This is a genomic window from Shewanella olleyana, assembly GCF_023283825.1.
GTDB lineage: Bacteria > Pseudomonadota > Gammaproteobacteria > Enterobacterales > Shewanellaceae > Shewanella > Shewanella olleyana.
Window position 1 is genome coordinate 39,810 of sequence record NZ_JAKILD010000018.1, and the last position, 19,597, is coordinate 59,406.

The 19,597-nt window shown below is 39.4% G+C and carries 16 protein-coding genes; 6 read left to right on the plus strand and 10 right to left on the minus strand.

Annotated elements, in window-relative coordinates; translation table 11 throughout:
* Positions 1–89: 89 nt before the first annotated feature.
* A complete protein-coding gene (locus L2735_RS13580; RefSeq protein WP_248985221.1) occupies positions 90–1,259 on the minus strand; it encodes an MFS transporter in 1,170 nt (389 codons plus the stop codon).
* Positions 1,260–1,770: 511 nt separating this feature from the next.
* On the opposite strand from L2735_RS13580, the gene L2735_RS20115 reads away from it, so the two are divergent.
* Complete coding sequence (locus L2735_RS20115) at positions 1,771–2,001, plus strand: polysaccharide lyase family 7 protein (RefSeq protein WP_248985272.1); 231 nt, start codon at positions 1,771–1,773, stop codon at positions 1,999–2,001.
* Between the two features lie 151 nt (positions 2,002–2,152).
* Here the strand turns inward: L2735_RS20115 and L2735_RS13590 are convergent, their stop codons facing one another.
* The 5 genes from L2735_RS13590 to L2735_RS13610 form a co-directional block, all read right to left on the minus strand.
* Positions 2,153–3,643 (minus strand): lytic polysaccharide monooxygenase, encoded by a 1,491-nt coding sequence (locus L2735_RS13590; RefSeq protein WP_248985222.1) that lies wholly within the window; start codon positions 3,641–3,643, stop codon positions 2,153–2,155.
* Positions 3,644–4,431: 788 nt separating this feature from the next.
* Positions 4,432–5,166, minus strand: a complete 735-nt coding sequence (locus L2735_RS13595; RefSeq protein WP_248985223.1) for a hypothetical protein — start codon at positions 5,164–5,166, stop codon at positions 4,432–4,434.
* 54 nt (positions 5,167–5,220) lie between these two features.
* Positions 5,221–6,387, minus strand: a complete 1,167-nt coding sequence (locus L2735_RS13600) for a BamA/TamA family outer membrane protein (protein WP_248985224.1) — start codon at positions 6,385–6,387, stop codon at positions 5,221–5,223.
* 451 nt (positions 6,388–6,838) lie between these two features.
* Complete coding sequence (locus tag L2735_RS13605; RefSeq protein ID WP_248985225.1) at positions 6,839–8,632, minus strand: sensor domain-containing diguanylate cyclase; 1,794 nt, start codon at positions 8,630–8,632, stop codon at positions 6,839–6,841.
* A gap of 257 nt (positions 8,633–8,889) precedes the next feature.
* On the minus strand, positions 8,890–10,218 hold the full coding sequence (locus L2735_RS13610; protein ID WP_248985226.1) for an MFS transporter: 1,329 nt from the start codon (positions 10,216–10,218) through the stop codon (positions 8,890–8,892).
* 299 nt (positions 10,219–10,517) lie between these two features.
* Between L2735_RS13610 and L2735_RS13615 the strand changes: the two genes are divergently transcribed.
* Positions 10,518–10,982, plus strand: a complete 465-nt coding sequence (locus L2735_RS13615) for a YHS domain-containing (seleno)protein (protein WP_248985227.1) — start codon at positions 10,518–10,520, stop codon at positions 10,980–10,982.
* Positions 10,983–11,407: 425 nt separating this feature from the next.
* Here L2735_RS13615 and L2735_RS13620 read toward each other — a convergent pair whose 3' ends face one another.
* On the minus strand, positions 11,408–11,848 hold the full coding sequence (locus L2735_RS13620; RefSeq protein ID WP_283104641.1) for a hypothetical protein: 441 nt from the start codon (positions 11,846–11,848) through the stop codon (positions 11,408–11,410).
* Positions 11,849–12,366: 518 nt separating this feature from the next.
* Here L2735_RS13620 and L2735_RS13625 point away from each other — a divergent pair.
* The 3 genes from L2735_RS13625 (at position 12,367) to L2735_RS13635 (ending at position 15,327) form a co-directional block, all read left to right on the plus strand.
* Positions 12,367–12,855, plus strand: coding sequence for a TIGR00645 family protein (locus L2735_RS13625; RefSeq protein WP_248985228.1), 489 nt, complete (start codon positions 12,367–12,369; stop codon positions 12,853–12,855).
* 337 nt (positions 12,856–13,192) lie between these two features.
* Positions 13,193–14,170 carry a DUF1852 domain-containing protein gene (locus tag L2735_RS13630; RefSeq protein ID WP_248985229.1) on the plus strand — a complete coding sequence of 326 codons (978 nt, stop codon included), beginning with the start codon at positions 13,193–13,195 and terminating at the stop codon, positions 14,168–14,170.
* A 122-nt stretch (positions 14,171–14,292) separates the two neighbouring features.
* Positions 14,293–15,327 (plus strand): methionine synthase, encoded by a 1,035-nt coding sequence (locus L2735_RS13635; RefSeq protein ID WP_248985274.1) that lies wholly within the window; start codon positions 14,293–14,295, stop codon positions 15,325–15,327.
* Positions 15,328–15,612: 285 nt separating this feature from the next.
* Here L2735_RS13635 and L2735_RS13640 read toward each other — a convergent pair whose 3' ends face one another.
* From L2735_RS13640 to L2735_RS13650, 3 genes are read right to left on the minus strand one after another with little or no spacing between them, the layout of a single operon-like run.
* Positions 15,613–16,338, minus strand: coding sequence for an amino acid ABC transporter ATP-binding protein (locus L2735_RS13640; RefSeq protein WP_248985230.1), 726 nt, complete (start codon positions 16,336–16,338; stop codon positions 15,613–15,615).
* Positions 16,331–17,011 (minus strand): amino acid ABC transporter permease, encoded by a 681-nt coding sequence (locus tag L2735_RS13645; protein WP_248985231.1) that lies wholly within the window; start codon positions 17,009–17,011, stop codon positions 16,331–16,333. Before L2735_RS13645 ends, L2735_RS13640 begins: the two co-directional genes overlap by 8 nt.
* 7 nt (positions 17,012–17,018) lie before the next feature.
* Positions 17,019–17,756, minus strand: a complete 738-nt coding sequence (locus tag L2735_RS13650; RefSeq protein WP_248985232.1) for a basic amino acid ABC transporter substrate-binding protein — start codon at positions 17,754–17,756, stop codon at positions 17,019–17,021.
* Positions 17,757–18,632: 876 nt separating this feature from the next.
* Between L2735_RS13650 and L2735_RS13655 the strand changes: the two genes are divergently transcribed.
* Positions 18,633–19,274: a MarC family protein gene (locus tag L2735_RS13655; protein ID WP_248985233.1), complete on the plus strand. Its 642-nt coding sequence runs from the start codon at positions 18,633–18,635 to the stop codon at positions 19,272–19,274.
* Positions 19,275–19,597 lie beyond the last annotated feature (323 nt).

Genomic DNA, 19,597 nt, shown 5'->3' on the forward strand with positions numbered 1-19,597 from the left:
CACAATATAAAATAGCTTGTTAAACTTAAGACTAGAGTGAATGTATCGCCTTCACTCTAGTCTTTTTATAATTGCTTTCAAAACTCTCACTAACCCACAATCGGCTTTTGGCCTGACGAAATCGTTTCTGCACTTTTCATCAACATATAAATACAGGTAGTGATTAGGCACACGCCTAAATAGATAATTAAGCCATTACCCGCCTCAGTGAATGTCGTCGCTAATAGTGGCCCTAATACTGAGCCTACGCTATAACACAGCAACATCATTTCAGTGGCCGACACCATTTTCTCAACGGGTAAGCTATCGCAAGCTAGGGTAATCGCAATTGGATACAGCGCAAAAGTGCTCGCCCCTAAGATTAAGAAGCTTAATCCCATCATAGCTAATGTTGAAGACTCCAAAACGCCCATGACAGCAAGACAACCTAGCATGCAAAATATTGCCATTAATAAGCTTTTACTCATGCGAGTCGACATCGCACTAGCAATGGGTTGCACTAACATTCCACCCATAATGATGCTCGCCATTAACAATCCTGTATGGTCTGAAAATGCACTCGTATGGGTTAAATATGACGGCATTAAGCCGTATATAGTTCCTAGCAGCAGCCCTGATACCATGCAGCCAATAATCGCTGGTCGATTAATATGACGAATTTCTTTACGGCTAATACTTTGTTGATCATGACTTGTTGGCTGACCTGAACGTATTAAAATCGGAGCCAGTGTCGCCATAAATAAGAGTAGTAATACATACAAGTAAGGCTGTATTCCGTCAGTGCCAAACACTGAAATAGCCAGTTGTCCTACAGCACTACCGCCATACAATGCCGCCATATATAAACCCAAGCGTTTCGCGCGCTGTTTAGGGCAATTGGCCATTAATAACCATGACTCTACGACAACAAACACACCTGCCACGGCCATACCCGCCACAAAGCGCGCAGCGAGCCAAGTCATTCCATGTGGCGCTAAAAGCATTAGCACAACCGTCAATGCGACTAAGGATAAAAAAGCAATAAACGAACGTCTATGGCCAAGGCGTTTAATCACACCTTGAATACACGTCGCCCCTAATAGCAAACCAAAATAAAACACACTCGCAAGCCAGGGCGTCAGCGACTGAGTGATACCGAAATGTGGTAATGATAAAGGAATAAGGCTCATTAAAAAGCCTGATGCGACAGCGAAAAAAGTTAAACCAACTACAGGGGTGGCGATGTTGCTTTCAACATTGTCGTGCGTGATTATCGTCAATTTCGTACTACTTAATTTAAAATTATGGAGGGTTAAATCATTCTTGGCGGCTAAAGGGTTAGAATACCCTAAGACTATTTTCGGCGAATGTAATCTCGAACCTAAAATAAGTAAAGCATTATTTCTTATCAAAACCCAAAATGATTAAATATTGAGTCACAAAGGCTATAAAGATCATATTTCGGTATAAAAAGCACACTAAACCAAACAAAAAAGGAAGCTGAAGAGTCAAGTAATGATACTAGCACTATGGGGGAAGTGATGATATGAAGTGATATAACTAAGTATTAAAACCACATACTTATACATCTAAATTTATACATATAACCATACTTAAGTTAGTAATATAAGCACTAGACAATATTACAAGCCGAAAGAAGTAAATATCAAAGTAATGCAAGATAAAATGAGTTTACGTTGCGCTTATTCGCAAGTGGAACTGTAATCATTGAGCTCAATCAGCCCTTTTAGAATAATGCCGTGATAACGGGCTTTTACTAACTGATAATCCATCTCTGGCGCTGAAAATGAAGAAGTAAAAGTATTCAGTGTTGACCTTACTGAAGGGAATTATCAAGGCCATGAAGTAGACCAAGGCTACGGTAAAGACTGGATGAATTACAAAGCAGGTGCTTATAACCAGTGTAATACCAAGAAAGACAGCTCTGATTGCCAATGGCGCGGTATGGAAGCTGGTGATTACACCCAAGCCACCTTCTATCAATTAGAGTTAAATCAATGATCTAATAGTTCAAGAGTCTATGCGAATGCCTAGATTAGATGATGACAATACTCTTTAACTAAATATAAAAACGGCCAATCAATGATTGGCCGTTTAACTATTGATTTCTGCTCAATTATCAAGCTAACTTAAGCAACCTCAAGCCTATAAGTTATCGCCAAACACCCCACTCACCAGTCGTACCAGGCTCTTCACCTTGAGTCCACCATTGAGCAGTCCATTGTTGATTATTATGGGTAACAGTTTCGCCGCCATTATAAACTTTAGCTGCGCTCCATTGGTCAATAGGCTCAGGTCCTGGGCCAGGGCCTGGCTCGACATCAGTTGGAGCCACACTAAAACTATAAATAGTTTTATCTTCCTCACCTTGGCCTGCTGCCGTTAACTCAAAGCTGAATGTTTGAGCGGTATTTTCTAGTAACGCGGTGTTAATAATCAGCTCGTCATTTTGACCAAGCTCAGTTTCAACAGGTAGGCCACTCACTTGCATCCAAGACAGTTGTTCAATTTCACCTTGGCTGTTTGCAGGAGTTAACACAACATATTCACCATGTGTTACTGTCGCATCAACAATCGACTTTAACACCGTAGGCGTGATCACCGCTTCAATGAATTCATTATTGGCAGTAATACTAAACTCACCATAACCCATTAAATCTTTTGAATTAAAGAAGTTATTATGTAGCTGACCCTGAAAATACATATAGTGAGTCATTTCAGCATGCCAGCGACCAATAAACACATTTCCTTCGTACTGGTCTTGGTAGTAACCATTGACTTGAGATGCTAACAAACGATCCCAATCCAATTGGTTGTCTTCAGTAATTTCTAGTGAAAAGCTTGAATGGATTTCGCCATTTTTATTGAATACTTTGTAGTTAACTGACTCACCTAATTGCGGCGTCGTTAAACTAACATCATCAGGAATAAAGGCATCGCCTTGCTCTAAGTATGGTTCGGTAGGTTCTGGATCAATAGGTGCATCGCCAGTAATGGTGATATCACTACAGTTATAAAAACCTTCCCCAACAGGGTCTTCACGTTGCCAACGAGTATATAAAATGGCATCACCAGAACGATCTGCAGGGATCGCAATATTCATTCGATACTTTCTATCCGCGCCTACAGCAACGTTGCCGTACTCTTGAATCAGTTCTAAATCATCCCAGTTTAATGGCTTAGAAACATCGACTCCTGGTTTGGTTAAGTAAAACTGCCAAAATGAAGGGTTGTGTGGCGCTGTTGCATTAAAAACATATTCGAATTCACCTGTAGACAACTCGGTGCGAGTCCATGCTGAATGCTCTGCTCCCATGCCACGTTTTTGCGCATCGTTGGCATAGCATAAACTGCCATCTGGAATAGCAGCTTTAACAACATCCATATCATTATAAGTTGGTGCAGGGATATTAATCGCAAATTCATTACGTTGAATAAATGGATAAGTACCAGAGATTTCCTTAGCTTGTGCACATGCTGCGTTTGGTGGAGTACCACTCCATAGACCGCCTTGCTCGTAACAAATAGATTGTCTTGCTTCAGGAAACTCTGCCCAACCGTGAGCTTGCGCTTGTTGACTTGGGATACCGACATATAAAGCTGAAATAGCTGCTGCAGCACCTATCAAATTCATTTTTTTCATTTACATTCCTTTTCTCATTTTTAGATTCCAGCGACTTTGTATACTGCTAAAAAGTGCCAGAACAACATCTTTACTACTATATTCACTTAGCTACTTTTGCAGACTGAATCATTTATTTGATGCCTGAACAAGAAAACTGTTATTCCATTAAAATGAATACTGAATGTATAAATGACAGATCGAGTTTCACTCACCATTATTCCCATAACGCACAATCGAATTTATATGCATACAATTGGAATATAAAAACAGATAAACAAAAGTCATCAAATATGTAGCGAGAGAATTATAATCATATACAAACAATTAAAAAGACAATAAAAACAAAATATTAAAATACAACTTCAATTTGAACAAAATATATAACTAAAGAGCAAAAAACCAACCATAAATAGAGTTAATACTCAGTTTTATATGTCATTTTTTTCAAATTTAGATTGTTAACACATATTAGAAATAAGACCGAATGTAATCTGCATAACATTGCAAAAACAACATTATCAACAGAAGCACTATATTCTTCGATACAGCACCTTAAATATCATCTAATGGCGCAATGAGCTGCCTGGTTATCCATACATAAAATATGGATGAATTAGCGAATGGATATAAAATAAGTAAAATAGGAGGGGATGAATCAAATTAGCAACAGTAATAGCAACAGTAATCTAATAATACAGCACTTAATTAAACAGCAGATTGTAATCTGCTTACACAAATTAGTTTGTCAACATTACAGTATGTTTAGCTATGATTTAAAATAATAAAAGCCCATATTGAATATTTGGTTAGTCACAAGATGAACTGTATTGGTTAAGCTCAAGAAGCCCTTTTAAAATGATCCCATGATAACGCGCTTTGACTAATTGATAATCCATCTCTGGGGCGAAATAATAAGTGACTTTTTCAGCACCTGACTGCTCAACAGGAATTAAGGTCACCTCTCCCCATGGTTCAATCTCTTCAGAAATAGGCTCTTTGACATAAAGTTGATAAGGCTCTATTGCATCAGATGCTTGCCTGACTAGTGCAAACTGAGTTCGACCTTGAAGTAAAAAATGACGCATTTGAATGGCTAAAGTATCCACATCTCGTAATGGGATAGTGGCTGAACTGTACTTATCTACATCACCGTCTATATCCACCTCTGATTCGAGACCGTCCTGACTAAAGGATACTTTCATGTCTCTAGCCCGAAAGCCTGTCACTAATTGATGGAAATTATCAGTAACCCATTCATCATGGGTATTAGACCAAGACAGTTCAGCACGCTGATCGTATTGAGTGCCAACGCCTAAAATACTGGCTTTACTGGTTGATGTGACGACTGCAGACTTGCCCTGCCAAACTTCGGTTCGCTCCATACTCCCCGTGTGGATCCCACTTAAATAAATATCATAGTGAGAAGTACGGCTGCACTGACTTTCGACAGCGGCATCCTGTTCATATGCAATGGCGTAAAGTGGAAACAAGCTCCCCACCAGCACTAATATTACCGCTATTGTCAGTTTTAATACGCTCATTACTTCTCTGCTATTTTACTATCGTGTTTAAACACACAACGTGAGTGATTTAGATTAAAAAACTTCGTTCACATTCAGGTAGAAGTTAGTTTCATTTTCGCCAACGCCAACATCAAATCGTAAGTTGATATTGTCTTTAATTTTAAAGCGGAATCCGGTGCCGTAAGAGGCTAATAAGTCATCCGTTAGACCACTTACAGATGGAGCGACACTGCCTACAGCGCCCCAAAATACCATGCCATAACGTTGAAAAATCGGTAAGCGATACTCAACTTGCCCCATCATCATTTGTTCATCACGGTAACGGCCTTTGATAAAACCGCGCATTGCACTAGAGCCACCTAAATCAGGCAGTAAGTTCCACGGCACATCGCCATTAGTAAAATGACCTTGTACTTGCCAAGCTATAAGACCTGGCGCATTACTTAAAATAGATGTTGAGCTTAAATCGATGTAATTTGCCAGCTCAACATTGTAGGTCGAAAACGTTGAGTACTCACTATTTTGATATATGCCAGCATCGATTTGAAATAACCAACCTTTGGTGGCATTTAATCTATAATCGCGGGAATCATAAATGCTGGTAACGACAACACCCGAGCTGAAATTGCTGGGTAAAATCTCATCTGTTTCTAACGACTTTTCGGTTTCAACCAACTCAAGTTTATCTGCACTTGAGTATATAAAGTCGGCACCGACACCAATATAGTAATTATCAGCAAATTCAGTCATCCAACGCGGCTTAAAACTATAATGTTGTTCTTCAAATTCGTGGTGATTACTGTCTAAGTTACCGTCATCGATACCTTTGCCATAATAAACCGCCGCTTCATTGTAGAGTTCAACATCCAAAAGTAGACGTTGTTTTCCACCATTGAAGAAGGTCATATTTTCCGCTTCAATACCGTATGAGTTATTCATCGACACAAACGAATTAAGTACCAATGAGGAAGGCTGCTCTTCAGGCGTAGCATCCTCTGTTTTGTATAACCCCACCATCAGCAATCCAACGCCAAACTTTTTCTCAGGCGTGTAATACGCAGTAGGTAAATAGCTCATATCAATGGCTTTACTGTCATCAAATTCACCATCAGCGCCGAACACCGACAGTATTTCATCGACCCAAGTTGGTTCCATATCTTCAGGAGTTTCAAACAAAGGCTCAACAGCGACAGCTGAACTTGAAAATGCCAACAAGGTAGGAAGTAAAATCCGTTTCATAAATGCTCTGATTCAGTGATGGAGGAAATGGTTTATATCGGTAGATAACTTGCGATGCGCATTCTACCACTACAATTGTTTTCAACAATTAAATTCTTTTAGCTAGTCCTATTGAATCTTTACGAGTTGAATTTTGTTCGAGTTAAAAACGTTTTAATTGAAGCGAATGGATTGATGCCTAGGGGCCTATTTAACCTCTTTTTTGAGCTGGTGTTTGTTGACCGACTCTACTGCGATATCGACTGTTACGAAGAATAACGACTGTTACGAAGAATAACGACTGTTACGAAGAATAACGACTCGACAAAACTTCAGCCTCGCATATGAGGTCACAAACATACTGCAAAGATAACCAAGAAAGAGAAAGAGAAAAAGAAAAAGAAAAAGAAACAGCCACTAACATTAACGTCAACAACGTCAACAACGTCAACAACGTCAACAACGTAACGTATTAACTCACTATTCTTACTTGATTTTTACCATCTTGCTTAGCAATATAAAGCGCTCTGTCGGCATTTTTTATCAAAGCCTCTAGGGTGCCTTGATGAATTGATGAGAGTTCAAATTTACCCGCAACCGTTCCCGCAACGCCAATACTCGCTGTTAGTGTTAACTCACCGTTTAACGTATCGAACGAAATACTTTCGATGGCCTCTCTAATGTGCTCTGCTTGCATAATTGCGCCATCGCGTGAGGTATTGGGTAAAAGAACAATAAACTCTTCTCCTCCCCAACGTGCTGCAATATCACCATCACGACAGCTATCAGCGATGGCTTTTGCTACCAGTTTGAGGACTTCATCACCAATATTATGACCGTGAGTATCATTAACTTGTTTAAAGTAATCTATATCGATGAGCGCTATTGAAACATTATGTTGAGCCTCAACAATTTCTTGCCATTTAGACTCTGTGAACTCTTTAAACCCGCGGCGATTATTAAGCTCTGTCAGTGGATCTGTGCAGGCATATTTTTCGGCAATCAGTTTGTCAATCTGCGCCATTCTGAACTGTCTTGCTAGAATCGATGCCAGTAAAATCGCTTCAAAAGCCATTCCTACTTCAATCGCTTTAAAGGTGTAATCATTATAAGGCACCAAAACGCCTGCAACGGCTAAAGTCGAAATGGTAATGCATACTGCGGCGGTCACTGACGATAAAATAAATATCACCGCAAAAGGTTTTTGGGCTTGCAGTGCTTTAACCCCCATTGCGATAAATAACATCACAAAGCAAGTGTTCAGTACAAACGCTAAGATCATCGAAAAGAATAAATGATTAAATACAAAACCCACCAACATACCCAGTGGAATATATAAGGTCGTCCGCAATACAAACCTATCTAGCTTGGGCGCGTAATCCTTGGTGTGTAATAGCGCGCGAGCAAAGTGCAGCCCTGCCACGCTATAGGTAATCATTAAAAAGATATCGAGCCAATCTTGAAAATATGCTCCAAAATCATAGGTAATAATGGTGTGTAGCTGCCCTGTATAGGACAAACTATTTAATACAAAACCCAATAGATACAGGCCGTAAAGTCCATATTCTCGCTGACGAATAAAGCCAAACAGCACCAAGTTATAAAGTGCCAGCGCCAGCATAATTCCGTATAGCGCACCATACTGATATCCACTGGCAATATCTCGGTGTATTGCTTGCTCGACTGAACTAAATTGCACTGGCAGCGCCATCGGCCCTTTGGTTTCTACCCGCATAATCACTTCGGTTTTGCCAGCTAAGAACTCATGTTCAAAGGCGTAAAAGCGATATTGCATCGGTCTTGATTCAAAGGGATATGCATCGCCCCCAATGATGTGCCTAACCATTTCCCCATCTTGAATAAGCCAAGTATCAATGTAATCAATCCAAGGCGTCTCGACGGATAGGCGATAATTGAGTGTCTGAGTTGAGCGGTTATTAATGGTAAATCTCATCCATACAGGTGCGACATCAATCCCTAAAGAAATTGAATTAGTGGAACCGTGGAATAACGAATCAGACTGGAACGCTGTAAGAGCAGACTCAAGCGACATTTTGCCGTCGACTTCTCTAAAGTATTGGGTATGTTTGCCTAAACTACCTTGGGTGAACTCAGGTATATCAATAGAGTCTGCACTTACAGTAAAGCTACTCAATACCGATAAACACACAGTAAAAACCAGTAACAACTCTATCAATAGAGACGGTAATTTTTTGCTGCTGAGCGCTATATTAATTTTATAAGTTAAGTCGCTAGGCTTAGGCATAAAGTCCAATGTGAAATTATTGTTATAATTTTATCTTACCACTGAACAAAACAATCTTCGATATCAACTTTAGAGTAGTCACAGCGCGCAATAACGTTACTGATGGCTAATTATCAGCATAATGAACATGTTTAACCACTGACAGCACTCAAGCTAAAACCATCAAAGCGTTTTTTAATTTAACCCTTTGGAAAAGTTCAAAAAATATATCTATTAGGACACTTTCTATATAAAGTTTTCTATTATCAACCTCGCAGTTACGACACTGAGGCAAAATCAGGGCGCGAGAATTTCGGCAGCACTTTATATAATCCCATCACTACAATGCACAAACCCGCGCCGATAATAAATAACCAACTTCCACCTAGTGAATCTAAAATAATACCACCACCAAATGGTGCAATTGCGAAACCAAATTCGTAAAAAGAAGCCGCGCCAAAGTAGGCACCACGTAATTTAGCTGGTGCGAGACGGTCAATATGCACATTCATTGTCGGGAACAAGATTGTTTCAGCAAGACTCATCACCACTATTGCGCCAATCCAGCCCCAGAACAAATCAACCGGGTTAGCTGCCATCCAACATTGAGATATCAATAACAACACCAGCCCACACTGAATTCGATGAGTTAGGCTATAGTCAGCCATTAATTTAAGCAGCAGAAACTGGCTTGAAATGATCACCAAAGCATTGGTAAAAATCATGCTCGATATTAGCGTCAGCAATTGCGGCGCTTGTTCACGAGTTAAAAATTGGATCAGTGAGCTGTCCATTTGAGCATAAATAAACATACATAAAGTATTCGCCAAAATAAGGCAGTGAAATAACTTATCTTGTAGCAAAATACTGGCAATTTGCTTACCTGAAACGGGCTGCGCATCAGCAGTAGCTTTCTTACTGTCTTCAAAACTTTCAGTAGAAACCCTAGCTTCTTTTACAATACCTTGATCGCAGTCAGGAGCAGAGGCCCCAGAGTTAATTTCACTTGCTTTATCAAGCTCCGCTTGGTGCTTGAAACCCCAAAACAATAAAATCAGCAGTACAACAAAAGCACCAGCGGTAATATAAAAGCTAGATTGCTGACCTGTTAAACCAAGCCAAATCCCAAGCATTGGACCCACAGCGCAGCCTACATTAACCACAAAATACCAAGACTGCATGGCAAGTTCACGGGTTTGCTTGTCGGGAATAATATCGCCAATTAACGCAGAACCTAAAGGCCGCCACAGCGATGTCGCAATTGAACACAGTGTCATCGCTACAACATAACCTTTAACCGTATCCACTTCAGCCAGCAGTGAAAAAGAAATAATGTACAGTATCCCTGTCAGATACATTAATTTTTGCCTGCCAACCCAATCAGATAGCGCGCTTCCAGCAAAGCTGGTAAACACTGAAATAACTGCAGCGCCAGAAAGTACCATCCCCACTTCAGTGGCGGTTAAAGCAAACTCTTCGTATAGCAGAACCGCAAGAAATGGCCATACCATGTAATAACTGCCACGGGTAATGAACGAGCCAAACAGTAAAATCCACATCAGTCGTGGAAATTGTTTAAGCCTTGCAATCGATACATCAGTTTGCATTTTTTATCCTTAAATAATGACAAAACAGACTTTTAAAAAGCCAAGTCATAGGGGAAATTATGTGACACACGAATTAATAAAAAATGAGCATTATCGATTTTTTAAAGCGAGTGAGTAGAAGGAATAAAACCACAAAGGAATGCATTCCAATTGCATCTCCCTTAAAACTCAAAACGTTAATATACTGTTAACGCAGATATTTTAAAAGGCACAAGCAGATGTAAACTTAAACAATGAAATGATTTTCTGACTTTCTAGGTCTACTCAGTAGCAAAGCTGTTAACTTCAAAGGAAGTGAGATGATAGGACGTGAGATGATAAAACTGAGTAAATTATTGCTGCCGCTAATTATGGCATTCGCAATGGTCGGCTGTACTAGTTTAAGCAATAAGCCTATTTATAATGACCAAGGTTATGCTGTAACGGGTTACGATGTCGTAGCTTACTTTACTGAAAATAAAGCAGTTAAAGGCAGCACAGAGTTTCAAGCTGAGTATCAAGGATCGCAATGGTTATTTGCCAGCAAAGAACATTTAGCTCAATTTAAACAATCCCCTGAACGATATGTCCCGCAATACGGCGGTTATTGCGCCTACGCGATGAGCAGCGGCTTTGTCGTCAGCAGTGACCCACTCGCTTTTACCGTATTCGATGACAAGCTTTATTTAAATTATAGCTTGAGCGTAAGAGAAAACTGGTTAGAAAATCGAGACAAATTTATTGAAGAAGCTGATGCGTATTGGCTTAAGAAGACCAATAAGTAGCTTGAGAATTCAGCAAAAAGTTAATGACTCACATAAAAAATGGCGGTTGAATAGGAATATTCAACCTCCATTTTGACAGTATTTTTTGGGAATTTTTTAATTACAGTTTAATTAAAAGTAATCCAATGCTAGTGAGCAGATTCTAATGAAAGAATGTATATACCCAAACAACCTGAAGATGCTCGATTTCAGCAAGAATTTACACGCGTTTAGGCAAGGCATTGATTGCGGGTAATGGTTATTCCCTTTTCAAAATCAATAACGCAGCATAAACGCGTGTAAAACTTGCCCTCAGGGAGTTTCACCGTGTTCCCACTACGTTGTTGCGCTAATTTATAAGGTACCTACATTACCGCATTAACGCGCCTAGTATTGAAAACACGGTGAAGCTCTGAAACACGTATCTTCAAGTTGTTTGGGTATAGCTACTTCACCCAACGCAATATTTCGTTAGATTGCATTAACGCATACTGCCTTTTAGTCAAACTTCCTGCAGGTTCAAACATTAACAATTCCGCAGGTCTAGCTTGGTATTTAGCAATGAACTGATCACCTTCTGGCGTGCCTATTCTTGCAATCAAAAACGATACATCATCGCCCAAGGTCGCGCGCGCTGCATTCATTTGCTCTGTCTGGCTGTTACTCACCGCAAGGTTAGGATCGTAAACAAACACTAATACAGGCTTGCCAGAACCAATGTCCTCATGTGAAGTTTTAAAGCCTTTTGGCAACACACTGAATACCACAGCAATCAAAATCGCAATCGAGGCAATAACGCCTAGCACGACCAAAGGCTTACGAGACTTAGCGGCTGAATTATTTGAATCCTTGATAACAATTTCCTCTTTAACGGATGAAATACACAATTGGGCTAATTGTAATAAACATACCTGAGAATTAGCTTAAAAAATAACAATAATTAAATACCAAAGAGTCTAAAGGCTAATGCAGACAGCATATATAGCAAAGCGACACAAACTGCTGCTCTGCTTTAATTGCGTTAACTACAACGAAAATTGTAAATAAGCTATAAATCAACAGATTATACATGACACCTATCTTCATAAATAAGCACGTCATTACATGGGGCAGATAATTGCTCTACCTCAACACCTTCGTGATAAAGCGCCCAGCCAAGCTTAACTTTACCTCCATCAGCATCCCTCATCCCACTCACAAATAGCCACTTCTATAATTTTTTGCTCAGAGTCCTCTTCTGGGGTGTCGAATTTACCTAACTCATAATAGTCAGGTAAAGAGGTCATAAACAAAGAATGAGAATACCGCCGTGATAAACCCACATCATAAAAGTTCATTTTGTTATGGTTATACTCTATTCTACGTAACCAATTTCAAGTGTTTATTAGCTAAGAAGTAGACAAAAATGGAAAAGATGTTTGAAAAAATGATGTACGCATCACGCTGGATTATGGCACCTATTTATCTTGGATTAAGTCTGGTTTTATTGGCTCTAGGTATTAAATTCTTTCAAGAAGTGTTTCATATTTTGCCTAATATTCTCTCCATGGCTGAAGTGGATTTAATATTAGTGACGCTATCACTTATCGATATTACTTTGGTAGGTGGACTTATTGTCATGGTAATGTTTTCAGGCTACGAAAACTTTGTTTCGCAACTCGATGTTGCTGAGAACAGTGAAAAACTCAGCTGGTTGGGCAAAATGGATTCGGGCTCACTAAAAAACAAAGTTGCGGCGTCAATTGTAGCAATTTCATCAATTCATTTGCTTAAAGTATTTATGAATATTGAGAAAATTGATAATGAAAAAATCATGTGGTACTTGCTCATTCACATCACTTTTGTATTATCGGCCTTTGCCATGGGGTATTTAGATAAAGTCACCCGTAAATGATAGCCTCCTTTCTAATCTAAATACACATTTGATGGGGCGACCAAAGCCCCATCCAATTCTATCTGTGCAAGTCACCTCTTTAGTAAGCCATTTAGTAAAGTCTCTTTTAAAACCCCAATTAAACCTTAGTCCCCTTGCAAAATCGCACGTTTAAGTAACAAGCCTATGAGTCATCAACTAGTCGCGATGAAAAGTCGCACTGCTACCCCGTTCCCCTAAAAAGCTCAACATGAACAAGGCTCATGTTGTAGCGGAAATTTAATCAATTTTCATCAAGTAATGAAACACGTATAAACATATTTAAGTTTTATTACACAAGATCGGATACCAAATCATCATGAATAACGCATTTACTTTTACGATTAAAAATATTGGTCTCGATGAAAATTATCAGCCATTAGACAGTACCCGTATCACCACTAATTTTGCCAATTTAGCCAGAGGCGAAAGCCGTCAGCAGAATTTACGTAATGCGTTAAAGATGATTGATAATAGCTTTAATGCGTTAGCTTATTGGGATAACCCAAAAGCCGACCGTTATTCAGTTGAACTTGAAATTGTCTCGGTAGATATGAAAATTGAAAACATTGACCAGACGTTCCCATCCATTGAAGTATTAAAAACTCATATAGTTGATCATCAAACCAATGAACGTTTCGAAGGCATTGTGGGTAATAACTTCTCATCGTATGTCCGAGATTATGACTTTAGCGTATTACTGTCTGAGCATAATAAAGGTCAAAGCCAATTTAGCATCCCAGATACCTTCGGTGACCTGCACGGCAAGCTGTTTAAGTATTTCGTTAATTCAGAAACTTACAAACAGCACTTTAACAAGACACCTGTGATTTGCCTGAGTGTCTCAGACAACAAAACCTACCAGCGCACTGGTAATCAACATCCATTATTGGGTTATGAATACCAACCCAATGAGTCGTCGTTGACTGAGCTGTATTTCAAAAAGATGGGGCTACAAGTACGTTATTTTATGCCGCCTAAAAGTGTGGCGCCTTTAGCTTTCTACTTCTTTGGTGATTTACTTAATGATTACAGCAACCTTGAGTTAATCAGCACGATTAGCACCATGGAGACGTTTCAAAAGATATACCGCCCTGAAATTTATAATGCCAATGCAGTTGCGGGAAACTGTTATCAGCCGAATTTGAATAACCAAGATCACTCATTAACTCAGATTGTCTATGACCGAGAAGAGCGCAGTAAGTTAGCAGTAAAACAAGGTAGATTTGCTGAAGAACATTTCATCAAACCATACCAAACGCTACTCGAACAATGGTCTGAAAGCTTCGCGGTTTAAATGTTGACCTTAAAAGCTCATTTAACTACTTATGTAATTTGAGTGATTTTCAACTCATTGTTATATCGATAATTTATCAATACCGGATCTGGACTGCAGCACATATTATGAATACAACAACGATTAAACGATTACTTCCTACATCAACGGCCGGCAGCTTACCGAAACCTTCGTGGCTTGCTGAGCCTGAAGCGCTTTGGTCACCGTGGAAATTACAAGGTGCAGAGTTAATTGATGGTAAACACGATGCGCTGCGTTTATCACTGCATGAACAGCAGCAAGCAGGCATTGATATCGTCAGTGATGGTGAGCAAACTCGCCAACATTTTGTGACTACCTTTATTGAACATCTCACTGGGGTCGATTTTGAAAACCGTAAAACGGTTAAAATTCGTGACCGTTATGATGCTAGCGTTCCCACAGTCGTCAGCGCAGTATCTAGACCCAAGTCAGTGTTTGTTGAAGACGCCAAGATACTTCGGCAGCAAACCAATCAACCGATAAAATGGGCATTGCCCGGCCCTATGACCATGATAGATACCCTTTATGATGCTCATTATCAAAGCCGTGAAAAACTCGCTTGGGAATTTGCCAAAATCCTAAATCAAGAAGCTAAAGAGTTAGAGGCTGCTGGCGTTGATATTATTCAATTTGATGAGCCCGCATTTAATGTGTTTTTTGATGAAGTGAATGAATGGGGCATTGCTTGTTTAGAACGAGCAATAGCAGGACTTAAATGCGAAACCGCTGTGCATATTTGCTATGGCTACGGCATTAAAGCCAACACTGACTGGAAAAAAACCTTGGGTTCAGAGTGGCGCCAATATGAACAGGTTTTCCCTAAGCTACAACAATCTAATATCGATATTATTTCGTTAGAATGCCATAACTCCCATGTGCCCATTGAACTGCTTGAGCTTATTCGCGGTAAAAAAGTAATGGTGGGCGCTATTGATGTTGCCACTAACACCATTGAAACACCTGAAGAAGTCGCTAAAACATTACGTGAAGCACTCAAATACGTCGATGCCGATAAGCTTTATCCTTGCACCAACTGCGGTATGGCACCTTTATCTCGTGATGTGGCAAGAGGAAAGCTAAATGCATTAAGCGCGGGTGCTGATATTGTTCGCAAGGAGCTTTCTTTAAGCAACTAGAAGAATAACTAGACTAGCTACTTCACTAGCAACTTAACTAATGGCAGCTAAATGAATAGCAAGAGAAAACGTAAACTTGAGCTGAAACTAATACTAAGGGTAAACCAACTCCGAAGGGGAATGCTTAAGCTGATCTTATTAACAGCAGTTTATAAGGATAAGGTTAAATCCAAGCCCCAAAAAGCCCCGACGCCATATGGCTTCAGGGCTATATTTGAGCATTATTTAGCAGTTAGCGACTCAGTTATAAATCAGTAATCTTTAGAAAAACCTTAAACAAGTTATTTATCTTAATACTTTACTGAGAAACTCTTGAGTTCTGCTCTCTTTCGGGGCACTAAATAATGCATTAGGCTCGCTGTTTTCTACAATGACACCGCCATCCATAAAAATAACTCTGTCAGATACATCTCTAGCAAAGCCCATTTCGTGAGTAACAATCACCATTGTCATGCCCTTTTGAGCCAGAGACTTCATCACATCCAACACATCGCCAACCATTTCAGGGTCAAGCGCTGAAGTCGGTTCATCAAATAGCATCAATTCAGGTTTCATGGCGAGTGCACGCGCAATCGCGACTCGTTGTTTTTGGCCACCTGAAAGGCTTGATGGATAGGCATCGGCCTTATCTTTTAAGCCAACCTGTTCCAATAACACATCTGCTTCACTATTGGCCTCTGACACTGTCATTAGGCCCAAGTTAACAGGTGCAAGCGTGATGTTCTGTTTAACTGTTTTATGAGGGAACAGGTTAAAGTTTTGAAACACCATGCCCACTTTTTGTCTTAATTTATCTATGCAAGCATCTTTAGCAGTGATGGATTGACCTTCGATAAAAATGTCACCACTGGTTGGTTGTTCTAGTAAATTAATACAGCGTAAAAAGGTACTCTTACCGCTGCCTGACGGGCCAATCACACTGACAACTTCACCTTTGTTGATCTGCTCGCTAATGCCCTTAAGTACTTGGTTATCGCCAAAGCTCTTATGTAAATCAGTTATCTTAATCACTTTGCTTTAACCTCTTTTCAAATCTAGACAGCATAAAGGTGAAAATGTAAGTCAGGAATAAATAGATCAATGCACAGGTAAACAGTGGAATACTATCTTCAAATGTGCGGCTACGTATTATCTCACCTGCCCGCATTAGGTCCACTCCGCCAATAAAACCAATTACGGCTGTCTCTTTAAGTAGCACGATAAACTCATTACCAAGAGAGGGAAGAATGTTCTTAATTGCTTGCGGTAAAATAACCTCTTTCATGGTCGCCCATTGAGACAGTCCTAATGAGCGCGCAGCTTCTGTTTGACCTTTATCAACCGCCTGTATTCCGGCGCGAATGATCTCCGAAATATAAGCACCACTGTTAAGACCAAAAGCAATAATTGCAGCGGTAATCTTATTCACATCAAACGAGGCGAGAATAATGAAGTAAAGGATCACTAACTGGATCACTACTGGCGTTCCGCGGATCACACTCACGTAGATATTAGCAGGCCAGTTTAAGTACCACTTAGATGACATCTTCATCAAGGTGGTTGTTACCCCAAGTATCGACCCCATTATCATGGCAAAGAAGGTAACAATTAAGGTAACCTTCAAGCCATTTAAAATGAGGTAAATACCGATTAAGCCATCGTCACCAATAGGGGTAAATAACGAAGTATTAATTGCATCAATCATCTACAGCTCACTTCATATGCTTGCTAACGAGCGCATCATAGGCACCGTTGCTTTTCATGTTACTTAGCGTGGTATTGATCTGGCTTAGCAACTCAGTTTGATTTTTACTTACTGCAAGACCATAAAACTCCGGCTCAAAATCCAATTCAACCATTTTCAATTGAGGGTTCTGATTTAAAAAACTAATTGCAGGCTCACTGTCGAAAAGCACTAAATCGACTTTGGCATTTCTCAACTCCATCACAGCTTCAAAACCCGTATTGAAAGCGGTAACATTGTCGCTGTAATTTTTAGCCATAATATCGCCAGTTGAACCTAACTGTACGGCAATACGTTTACCGTTAAGATCATCAATACTCTTGATACTGTCATTATCTTTGTTCATTAACACAACTTGGGTTGCTTCGTAATATGGGGCTGAAAAATCAACACTGGCTTGACGCTCTTCAGTGATAGTCATGCCTGAAGCAACAAAGTCTATTTTGCCTGAGTTAAGCGCAACGATAAGTGAGTCAAAATTCATATTTTCAATTTTAAGCGTCTTGCCAGCATCTTTGGCTATCTGGCGAGCTAAATCGATATCGAAACCTTTTACCTCATCGCCACTGGGACCACCTACATACTCAAAAGGCGGGAATGACGCATTAGTACCAACAACAAGGACATCATCACTCTTTCCGCAGCCAGTTAACATTAAAAGACTGGTTAACCCTAAACCTGCTAGACCCAAAATAGACTTTTTCATTTTGTTTTCTCTTCACTAAAATACTCAACTGCACCGACTATAAATGCACAGCAATTTAAGTCAATAATTATTCATAATAATTGACTAAAAAATCACTTTTAGAAAAATAAATGATTAGTAATTGCCCGCTTGTTGCTAGATTTAACTTTAACCCAACACTATTAAACATATATTCTATTAGATTTAAACGTTTAGATATTGATTTGAACCTTTCCATTTTACCAGCTCTACATATTCACTTTTTATTCAGTTTATATTTATTAAATAGAATAAAGGGCTGAGAGTGTCTTATCTTCCCTCAACGAGTAAAAAGGCATGAGAAACTAATGGGAGTTTCGCCCACACCTACAGATCTTAAAGTGGTGTCAAACAAAGAACAGGTTTAGAACAGTAAGCGATGAACAGAATGAACGACCGAGGAATTGCTTGAAGCGCAAACAGCTAGTAATTGTATTCCCGAATTCAACACACTATTGGCAGCAAGGGAAACAGTTGGGTTAACTCTATGACAAAACAAATCCCCAACAGATTAATAACGAACGTAAACGCTTAGAAACAAATTAAACTAAAAAAGTAGCCAAAAACTGCTTCAGAAACACTTAATCATTAAAAATTGTATTTTTTTAGGTTTATAAAGTATGTTTGCGCGAGAATGAATATACTTTATTAGACATTAAAGATAGGAAATAGACATTAAAGATAGGAAATAGACATTAAAGAAAAGGCGACACGCCAATTTTATGCCTCGCAGGTTAGTTATTTGAATTGACTCTGCCACGCTTTGTATCAAAAAGCGACAAAACCTCTATTTCTAATAATCATTTGTATCTGACATTAATTAATTCGTATTTAACTGCATATTTTCAAAGGAATAAGATGAACGAACTCATCATTCATACCATTACTGTGTTCATGGGTTTTTTTGCCATTATGAACCCTATCGCCAATACCCCAATCTTTCTCGGATTAACGGGTCATAACGATAGAGAAACGGTCAAATCTATCGCTTTTAGATCAGTACTGATCGCCTTCATCATCGTCACTATTTTTGCCCTTTCAGGCAAACTGATTTTTGATTTCTTTGGTATCACCCTGTACTCACTGCGCATCACGGGCGGCATTCTGGTCTTTTTGATTGGCTTTAACATGCTACAAGGTGATTCAACAGCTGATAAGTCGGAAGAGACGGCCAACTCAGAAGGTCAAAAAAGTGCAGCGCTAAGTATTGCAGTATCACCTCTCGCCATGCCAATACTAGCAGGCCCCGGCACCATTGCTACCGCGATGAACTTCGCAAGCACTGATGGGATCTATGAGCCCATTATTACCGTCGTTGCCTTTGGCCTACTGTGCATCCTAACCTATGTAATATTTGTATTCGGCGAGCGCTTCGTAAAAGCGGTAGGACCAAGTGCATTAAATGTAATTACCCGAATGATGGGCCTGATACTCGCCGTTATCGGTATGCAGATGTTACTTGAAGGGATTCAGCAAGCTTATACAGCACTGTTTATCTAGAGTATAAATCAACTAGGTTTTATATAAAAATAGCCAGCAACCCGCTGGCTTTTTATTTGCTTTTTTATCATTTTCCCACAGAATCTAAAATACAATATCTTATTTTTTCTTTATGTAACAATTATATAAAATCATATCCTGATGACATATTCTGATGACATAGTTATGAAAACTTAAAGTTCTGAAAGCTTAAAGATCTGAAAGCTTAAAGATCTGAAAACTTAAAGCTCTGAAAACTTAAAGCTCTGAAAACTTTAACTTCATAGCCATAAAGGAAACAAGGTAAAAGCAAGACCGTCCAGAGTAATAACGAAACATTATTC

Bases quoted from the DNA above. Each gene is read 5' to 3' on its own strand.
- L2735_RS13590 (WP_248985222.1), bottom strand. From the start codon at position 3,643: ATGAAAAAAATGAATTTGATAGGTGCTGCAGCAGCTATTTCAGCTTTA.
- L2735_RS13595 (WP_248985223.1), bottom strand. From the start codon at position 5,166: ATGAGCGTATTAAAACTGACAATAGCGGTAATATTAGTGCTGGTGGGG.
- L2735_RS13600 (WP_248985224.1), bottom strand. From the start codon at position 6,387: ATGAAACGGATTTTACTTCCTACCTTGTTGGCATTTTCAAGTTCAGCT.
- L2735_RS13605 (WP_248985225.1), bottom strand. From the start codon at position 8,632: ATGCCTAAGCCTAGCGACTTAACTTATAAAATTAATATAGCGCTCAGC.
- L2735_RS13610 (WP_248985226.1), bottom strand. From the start codon at position 10,218: ATGCAAACTGATGTATCGATTGCAAGGCTTAAACAATTTCCACGACTG.
- L2735_RS13615 (WP_248985227.1), top strand. From the start codon at position 10,518: ATGATAGGACGTGAGATGATAAAACTGAGTAAATTATTGCTGCCGCTA.
- L2735_RS13625 (WP_248985228.1), top strand. From the start codon at position 12,367: ATGGAAAAGATGTTTGAAAAAATGATGTACGCATCACGCTGGATTATG.
- L2735_RS13630 (WP_248985229.1), top strand. From the start codon at position 13,193: ATGAATAACGCATTTACTTTTACGATTAAAAATATTGGTCTCGATGAA.
- L2735_RS13645 (WP_248985231.1), bottom strand. From the start codon at position 17,011: ATGATTGATGCAATTAATACTTCGTTATTTACCCCTATTGGTGACGAT.
- L2735_RS13650 (WP_248985232.1), bottom strand. From the start codon at position 17,756: ATGAAAAAGTCTATTTTGGGTCTAGCAGGTTTAGGGTTAACCAGTCTT.
- L2735_RS13655 (WP_248985233.1), top strand. From the start codon at position 18,633: ATGAACGAACTCATCATTCATACCATTACTGTGTTCATGGGTTTTTTT.